The 8,350-nt window shown below is 57.6% G+C and carries 6 protein-coding genes and 1 pseudogene; 4 read left to right on the top strand and 3 right to left on the bottom strand.

Going from position 1 to position 8,350, the window contains the following annotated elements; all coding sequences use genetic code 11:
- The 3 genes from R6V78_RS05260 to R6V78_RS05250 form a co-directional block, all read left to right on the top strand.
- A partial coding sequence (locus tag R6V78_RS05260; protein ID WP_410288285.1) for an amidohydrolase family protein occupies nt 1-333 on the top strand: 333 nt, incomplete at its 5' end.
- Nucleotides 334-351: 18 nt separating this feature from the next.
- Entirely contained in the window at nt 352-1,344 is a 993-nt protein-coding gene (locus tag R6V78_RS05255) for an ABC transporter ATP-binding protein (RefSeq protein ID WP_410288284.1), read from the top strand.
- 15 nt (nt 1,345-1,359) lie between these two features.
- Nucleotides 1,360-2,337 (top strand): ABC transporter ATP-binding protein, encoded by a 978-nt coding sequence (locus tag R6V78_RS05250; protein WP_410288283.1) that lies wholly within the window; start codon nt 1,360-1,362, stop codon nt 2,335-2,337.
- 87 nt (nt 2,338-2,424) lie between these two features.
- Here the strand turns inward: R6V78_RS05250 and R6V78_RS05245 are convergent, their stop codons facing one another.
- Nucleotides 2,425-3,294, bottom strand: coding sequence for a radical SAM protein (locus R6V78_RS05245; RefSeq protein WP_410288282.1), 870 nt, complete (start codon nt 3,292-3,294; stop codon nt 2,425-2,427).
- A gap of 308 nt (nt 3,295-3,602) precedes the next feature.
- Here R6V78_RS05245 and R6V78_RS05240 point away from each other — a divergent pair, with 308 nt between their 5' ends.
- Entirely contained in the window at nt 3,603-5,558 is a 1,956-nt protein-coding gene (locus R6V78_RS05240) for an acetoacetate--CoA ligase (protein ID WP_410288281.1), read from the top strand.
- Between the two features lie 153 nt (nt 5,559-5,711).
- Here the strand turns inward: R6V78_RS05240 and R6V78_RS05235 are convergent, their stop codons facing one another.
- A complete protein-coding gene (locus R6V78_RS05235; RefSeq protein ID WP_410288286.1) occupies nt 5,712-6,779 on the bottom strand; it encodes a hypothetical protein in 1,068 nt (355 codons plus the stop codon).
- A gap of 807 nt (nt 6,780-7,586) precedes the next feature.
- Nucleotides 7,587-8,033: pseudogene (locus R6V78_RS05230) on the bottom strand (ExeA family protein); the annotation flags it as partial.
- Between the last annotated feature and the right edge of the window lie 317 nt (nt 8,034-8,350).

Raw genomic sequence — 8,350 nt, 5'->3', positions numbered from 1 at the left:
GGCACCCAGTTCGGTTCCGACTGCCCCATTGAGCCGATTGATTTCCGTCTCGGCCTCCACGCGGCGGTTACGCGCCAGACCGTCGGCGGTGACCCAGAGGGCGGCTGGTACCCTGACCAACGGCTGACACTGGCGCAAGGGATACGCGGGTTTACGGTCCAGCCGGCCCTGACTTCCGGGAAGGGGTCGCTTTTGGGTATGCTCGCTCCTGGGAAATGGGCGGATATGACCATCTTTCGGCACAATTTGTTTGACCTGAAGCCGGATGCGTGGTTGTCCACAGAGGCCGAAATGACCGTTGTCCAGGGAGAAATCGTTTTTCGGCAAAGCTGACGGGGCGCTGACACGACGATGGGTGAACATCTTCTGGAAATCGACCGGCTGCAAACCGTATTTGCCACGGTAGACGGCATCGCAACGGCGGTGGACGCGGTTTCTTTTTCAATGGAAAAAGGTGAGACCCTGGGCATCGTCGGTGAGTCCGGCTCGGGCAAAAGTGTAACCGCGTTGTCGGTGATGCGCCTGATCCGGCCACCCGGGAAAATTACCGGCGGAGTCATCCGTTTTGACGGAAACGACCTGCGCCGCCTGCCTGAAAAAGAGATGCAGGATGTCCGGGGAAATCGGATTTCCATGATATTCCAGGAACCCATGACCTCACTCAACCCCCTGTATACGATCGGCGATCAGATCGCGGAGATGTTTATCCGGCACCAGGGGATGAACCAAAAAGAGAGCCGGCTGCGATCCGTGGACATGCTGGATCGCGTCCGGATTCCTTCCCCCTCCAAACGCGTCGGCGAATATCCCCATCAGCTTTCCGGCGGCATGCGTCAGCGGGTCATGATCGCCATGGCCCTTGCCTGTGATCCGGAGATCCTGATCGCGGACGAGCCAACCACGGCACTCGACGTTACCATCCAGGCCCAGGTGCTCGACCTGATGCTTCGGCTCAAGGAACGGGTCAAAGCCGGAATATTGATCATCACCCACGATCTGGGGGTCGTGGCGGAGATGGCCCAGCGTGTGGTGGTCATGTATGCGGGACAGGTCGTGGAGGTTGGCGATGTGTTTTCAATTTTCGAAGCGCCCAAACATCCGTACACCCGCGCATTGCTTCGTTCAGTGCCCAGACTCGGGGAACGCACCAGAACTGGGCGACATCGGCTCCGGGAAATTAAAGGCATGGTTCCCAGCCTTTACAACTTGCCAAAAGGTTGCTGCTTTGCGCCGCGATGCCCCGATGTGATGGCGATATGCGAACAGGACCCGGTGCCGCTCGTCCAGTTGGGCGGCGCCGGTTCCGGGTGCACTGTCAGATGCCGGTTATGGCATAAGGGTTAATTAAAAGGAGCGTTCGTGTCTGCGGAAACCTTGCTTGCCGTCGAAAACTTGAAGGTTCATTTTCCTGTGCGCAAGACGTTTCTCTCTCGAACCCGCCGCTTTGTTTATGCCGTCAACGGGATCTCGCTGACGCTGGACAAAGGCGAAACCCTGGGAATCGTCGGTGAGAGCGGCTGCGGGAAAACCACCGCCGGGATGGCCGTCCTGAATCTGGTGAAGCCGACTGCGGGAAAAATTATTTTTCGAGGCAACGATATTTCGGATCGTTCCGTATTGTCCAGGGCGGAACGGCTGGTCCTGCGCAAGGAGATGCAGATTATTTTTCAGGACCCATATTCCTCCTTGAATCCCCGCTCCCCATTGAACCAAATTCTTGACGTGCCCATGAGAATTCATGGGCTGTATACGAAAAACGAAAGGAAGGACCGAATTGCCTACCTGCTGGAAAAGGTTGGACTTTCACCCGAACAGGGGCGTCGCTATCCCCATGAATTCAGCGGCGGTCAGCGCCAGCGCATTGGTATTGCCAGGGCCCTTTCGCTGGACCCGGTGCTGATCATCGGCGATGAACCGGTGTCAGCACTGGATGTGTCCATCCAGGCGCAGATAATCAATCTGCTCATGGACCTGCAGGGGGAGTTCGACCTTTCTTATGTCATCATTGCCCATGACCTGGCTGTGGTGGAACACATTTCGGACCGGATCGCCGTCATGTATCTGGGAAAGGTTGTAGAAACGGCACCCTACCGCGAGCTTTATACCAGCCCGCTGCATCCTTATACGCAAGCCTTGCTTTCAGCGATTCCGGTTGCCGACCCGCGGGTCAAGCGGAATCGGATCATTTTAAACGGGGATGTCCCCAGCCCCCGCGATCCCCCATCGGGTTGTGCCTTTCATCCCCGCTGTCCGCGAAAATTCGAAGGCTGTGACCGGATCGAACCGCAGCTTGGGGCGGCGGAAAATGCCCATCAGGTGGCGTGTCATTTGTATTGAAGCCCGTTTTGCACAAGAACCCCCTGCGATCTTGAAAGAGGGGCGCGGTTTCCCCCAGCGGCCGGTGTCAGGATCTCAGGCAGCGGGTCAAAGGGCGCGCATCCATTCCGGCCGCAAGGCGACCTTGCCTGCCAATGCGGCATCGATCAGGGCCAAGGTCTCGTCCTTTTCCTTGGGCATGCGGGCGCGGATAGGCAGGTAGTTGGAGGCGTGGTTGGCGTGAAACAGCCCCTGGCTCTGGTGGGTTTCGGCAATCATGGTGCGCAGCTCGGCCAACATTTCGTCGGGCTCGATGAGGGCGAAGCGGCCGGACCGGTGGTCCTCGTACATGGGGGTGCCGGGGATCAGCATCAGGCTCAGGGCACCCACGTACTCCGGATCGATGGCCGACAATACCCGGCCGGTTTCCCGGGCGTGAATCTGGGAGCGCTCGCGTCCGGCCAAACCCAGCAGAACGGTGATGGAGAGCTTGATTCCGGCGGATTTGGCTTTTTTCCCCATTCGGATCATCTCCTCGGAGGTCGCCCCCTTGTTGATGGCTCTGAGGGTGACATCGTCGCCGGTCTCGAGGCCCATGTAGGCGATTCCCAGGCCGTTTTCCCGGAGCGCTTTCAGCTCGTCAGGGGTCTTCATATTCAGGCTTTTGGCGTTGGCGTACACGCCCACCCGGGTTACCCAGGGCAGCTGCCGGCGGATCTCTGAGAGTATCCCCATGAGCCGCTTCTGGGGGATGATCAGGGCGTCGCCGTCGCAAAGAAACACGCGGCGCTGGCGTCGGCAGTGGGTGGCAGCAAAGGCGATGTCCGCCATGATGATGTCGTCGCTTTTGATCTTGAACCGTTCCCCCCGGTAGGCACCGCAGAAAGTGCACTTGTTGCGCGAGCAGCCCACGGTCACCTGCAGCAGGATGCTGTTGGCTTCGCTGGGGGGGCGGATGATGTTGCCTTCGTAGTGCATGGCTCACCTTTCTCAAACTATTTTTCTTAACTCCCAACTGTCTGTCCATCGGGCCAGTTCCAAAACGGCCGGTTGCGGCGATTTCCGGGTTTCGTTCCCTGACCCCAGAAACAATCTGAGGGTCTTTTATGGGATTGTCAATAATCCATCATTCTGATATGAAAACTTCAACTATTGAACGTTGTTTATAAACCGTCAACGGGTTCAAATCAACCACTTCCCGGCGCTGTTTATTCACGGACGGGCGACGGTGTCGGACATTTTTTTCATCCGCTTCAACCAATGAGCCGCAGGGAGGAGAACCAAGCATGGGCAGACTATTATGGCAGCCTTCTGAAGCGCAGATCCAATCATCCAACATGTACCGGTTCATGACGCGGATCAACCAGCGCTACGGCACCGCTTTTGACAGCTACGACGGCCTCTACCAATGGTCCGTCGCGCATATACCCGAGTTCTGGAAGGAAATGTGGGACTTTGCTTCGATCAAGGCTTCGATTGCCTACACGGCTGTGGTGGACGATGCAACCAGAATGCCCGGCGCCCGCTGGTTTGAGGGGGCCAGGCTTAATTTTGCCGAAAACCTGCTGCGCCACCGGGACCAGCGATTGGCCCTGGTATTCCGGGGCGAAGACCAGGTGCGGCGGACGCTGACCTATGCCCAGCTCTACGACGAGGTGGCCCGGGTGGCCAAGGCTTTGAAGCAAGCCGGGGTCAAGGCCGGCGACCGGGTTGCCGGTTTCGTTCCCAACATGCCTGAATCGATCATTGCCATGCTGGCGGCCACCTCCATCGGCGCCGCGTGGTCATCCTGCTCACCGGATTTCGGCATCAAGGGAGTTCTGGACCGCTTCGGACAGATTCAACCCAAGGTGCTCTTTACCGCTGACGGCTATTTTTTCAAGGGCAAACCCTTGGATTCGCTGGCGCGCATCGCCGACATCATCAGCCAGATCCCTTCCGTCGAACGGCTGGTCGTGGTGCCCTACGTCCATAAACAACCGGACATCAGCGCCATTGCCAAGGCTGTGTTGTATGCCGACTTCAAATCGTCCCAAGACGGACTGGAGATCGATTTTGCACAGCTGCCCTTCGATCATCCGCTCTACGTCATGTACTCGTCGGGCACGACCGGTCTGCCCAAGTGCATGGTCCAGAGCGCCGGCGGCATTCTCATCCACCACCTTAAAGAGCTGATGCTGCACACGGATCTCAAGCGTGAGGACACCATCTTCTACTTCACCACCTGCGGATGGATGATGTGGAACTGGCTGGTCAGTTCCCTGGCCACCGGCGCCACGCTGGTCCTCTACGACGGCAATCCCTTTCATCCCTCGCCCGGGGCGATGTGGCAGATGGCCCAGGATGAGAAGATAACCGTTTTCGGCACCAGCGCCGGGTATCTGGCCGCGCTGCAGGCCGCCGGTGTGCGACCCGGGGAGGAATTTGACCTTTCACCGCTGCGGGCGGTGCTTTCCACCGGTTCGCCCCTGTCCATCGAAAGCTTCGAATTCGTCTATGACGCCATCAAAACCGACCTCCAGCTGGCTTCGATTGCCGGCGGGACGGATCTTAACGGCTGCTTCGCCCTGGGCAACCCCATGGGGCCGGTATATGCCGGCGAACTTCAGTGCCGCGGGCTGGCCATGAAGGTGTTTGCCTTCGACGACGACGGCAGGCCCGTGGTGGGTCGGGAGGGCGAACTGGTCTGTGCGGCGCCCTTTCCCTCCATGCCCATCTACTTTTGGAACGATCCCGACGGGAAGAAGTACCACAGCGCCTATTTTGACGTCTATCCGGGCATCTGGCGCCATGGGGATTACATCGTGGTGACCGAACACGGCGGCGTGGTCATGCACGGCCGCTCAGACGCCACCTTGAACCCCGGCGGCGTGCGCATCGGCACCGCCGAGCTGTACCGGCAGGTGGAGCAGTTGGAAGAGATCGAGGACAGCGTGGTGGTGGGGCAAAACTGGGACAACGATGTACGCGTGATCCTGTTCGTCAAGCTGGCACCGGGTGTCGCGCTTACCGACAATCTGAAGAATAAGATCCGTCAGACCATCCGTGCGCATGCCTCACCGCGCCATGTCCCCGCCAAGATCATCGCGGTGCCGGATATCCCATACACCCTGAATATGAAGAAGGTGGAACTGGCCGTGAAGAAAGTCATCCACAACCAGGCGGTGAAGAACAAAGATGCCCTGAGGAACCCGGAGGCACTGGATCATTTCGCGGGAATTGCCGAGCTGAAAGAAAAGTGAGCCAATCGAGAACCGGCAGAATCGGGGATTGAAAACCAAAAGGGCGGGGGGGGAATCCTCGCCCTTTCTGTCAAATGCAACAATTCAGCCTGTGCGGGTTGATTGGATCTGACTAGACGGGCGCCTTCCACGCGAATGCATGTCCGTCCACCCTTATTCGGTTTTGGCGCGGCTGCCGTGGTAATCCAACTGCTGAACCAGAAAGGAGGAGCCATCCGCTTTCAGGTTCATGTAAATTTTACCTGAGTTCTCACGCCATTGCTTGTCGGGCGGCAACCATTTCAGGAAAAAATCACCTTCGATCTTCACGGTTTGATTGGTCTCATCTGACGAAAATTCCTGCAATTCAATCCGATATTCAATGGCTTCGATCAAATTAAAATTCCTTTGATATTTGGGTATCAGACTCGCGAAAGGTTGTCCGTTCTCCTCGGCGTAGGGGGCAAAAAAACTGCTGAATGCACCCATGTTTCTGGCAGCATAGGTAGTGCAATAATCCTGCAGAAAGGCCCGCAGCCGTTTTTCCAGGACGTTGACATCCGGTGGCTCACCTGCAGGCGTATCGTCGTCAACGGGTTCGTTTAGCGCCTGCAGATTTGTGTCGGCTTTGGCGATGGCAGGCGGCTCGGGAGGACTGTCCGGCGTGGCTTGGTCTGGCTGCGTGTTATTGCCTGCCTCCGTATCCGGTTTGGCGGTGGTTTGGGGATCGGCAGTTGCGGCGGCCAGGGAGGCGTTGCTCCCCGTAGAGGCAGCGGCAGGATCAGTGCCGGACACCTTGCTCTCAGCGGATAACGAATCGGATGCCGGCGATGCTGGAGCGGGTTGACGACCGGCGACCGTTGTTTCATCCCTGGAGGTCGACGGTACCGGTTGCTCCACCGCCTCTTGCTGCGCCGCTGAACCCGTCTGTGTCGGCCTGACCGCATCAGAAGCCGTGGACGGGGGGGGTGGGTTCATGGGTGACATGGCAGCCAATGTGGCAGCGCTGTCAACCGGCTTGATTTCGGGTAATGGCTCGGGAGCAGGTTTGGCCTGGGGAGTCATAAGTGGGGGCTGCGGTGAGACGTCGCGGTTTTCATCTTTGGAAGGCGATGCCGACGGTTGTTGATTCGCAGCCATGCCGCTGCCCTCATTCCATTGCAGTTCCGCCTGGGCATCGGAAGCGGCGGGCGGCCGGGCCGATTCATTTTTGTCCTGGGGCAGGGGAGCACCGACGTCCAAATCACTGTCAAGGCTTTCTGAAACGGGTACCCGTGGGGCTTGGGCTGTTAATCCGGACGGCTGGCGGTCGGTGGTGGCGGACCCAGCCGGGGGGTCGATCCTGCCCGGGAGATCGTTTGTCTTGATTGGCTGGGCCGCTGCGACATCTTCATTCCTCGATGCCTGGCTTGGTTGCGCGTCGGTTGGTTCAGCAGGCTTGGGCATCTCCCTGGCAGCGGGTTTCGCCTCCTGATTGAGTGATGCCGCCGGTGGTGCCTGGACAACCGGCCGCGGTTTCCGGAAGGGCTCATTCCAAAGAAAAAAATACCCCGCGAGTGCGCTGAGTACGACAGCCATGCCAATGAATATGGCATACCCCCTGGAGGAAGATGGGGCCGGCGCAGGAGCGGTCCTTTGAAGCGCCTGCTTTTTTGGCTTTATTTGGCGCCCGGTCCTGCTGAAATCAACGCCTGCCCGTATGTCAAGCTCTTGCTCGCACTCCTTGATCACCCCTGCATTAATCGATTTCAAACCGGAAGCATACCCCGTCAGCAGGGCATGATCGCAGATAGTATTTATGGCGCGGGGATAGCCCGCCGAGATTCGGGATATCTCTCCAATTGCGTCCGGTTTGAAAATTCTGCGGGTGGCCCCGGCCACCTTCAGACGGTGTTCGATGTATTGACCGGTTTCGGATTCAGTCAGCGGATGTATGTGATAGTTGATTGCAATCCGCTGCCGGATGGCCCTGTTGCTGCTGTCCATCAACGTGTTCTTGAATTCGGGTTGTCCGACAAAAAAAATGTTGATCAGCTTGCGGTCGCTCAACTCGATGTTGGAAAGTACCCGGATCTGGTCCAGGAGTTTACTGTTGAGGCGCTGCGCCTCGTCGACAACCAGCAGAACCTTTTTATGGTCCGCGTGGGCCTGATGGAGGAACCTTTCCAGTTCGATCAGAAAATCGGCTTTGCCGCGGAGGTCGCCGCTGAGTTTGAATTCAGCGGCCAGAAGCTTAAAAAAGTCGATGGTACCCAATCCTGGATCGGTGATGTGGGCCACAATGGTGGAATCATCCAGTGTGCTGATCAGTCGATGGATCAACGCGGTTTTGCCTGCACCCACATCACCGGTCAGCAGAAGAAATCCCAGGTCTTCGATAATACCGTAATTCAACGTGGCCAGGGCTTCTTTGTGTTTTTCCCCCAGCCAGATAAAGCGCGGGCCCGGACTCAAATCAAAGGGTTTTGCTTTTAACTGATAGTGGTCGAGGTACATGGGCCGTGATTTAACCGTTGCTTATAGAAAATAGGTTGCCGACTTGTCCATTTTGCCCGTCGGGTATCATATACAACAAATCCGTCAAGAGTCAAAAAAAAAGCCCTGCAGATGGGTGATATCTGCAGGGCTTTGGTCCTATCTGGTCGTGGCTGCCGGGTCGAATCGTTCGTGATCAACGTTAGCAGCAGTCGATCGGCCTGACGGTTCCCATAGCGCGGGTGGTTACCTTGAACCGCGATAGCGAGCGCATTCCCCGCTGCTTGCGGCGGGGTTAGCGAGCGAATCAAAAAATAGACAGTATTCCTTTCGGTCGA

Origin of the sequence: Desulfosarcina sp., assembly GCF_046496365.1 — a bacterium.
Classification (GTDB): Bacteria; Desulfobacterota; Desulfobacteria; order Desulfobacterales; family Desulfosarcinaceae; genus Desulfosarcina.
Note: the sequence above shows the minus strand (reverse complement) of the source record. Positions and strands in the feature narration are given on the sequence as shown.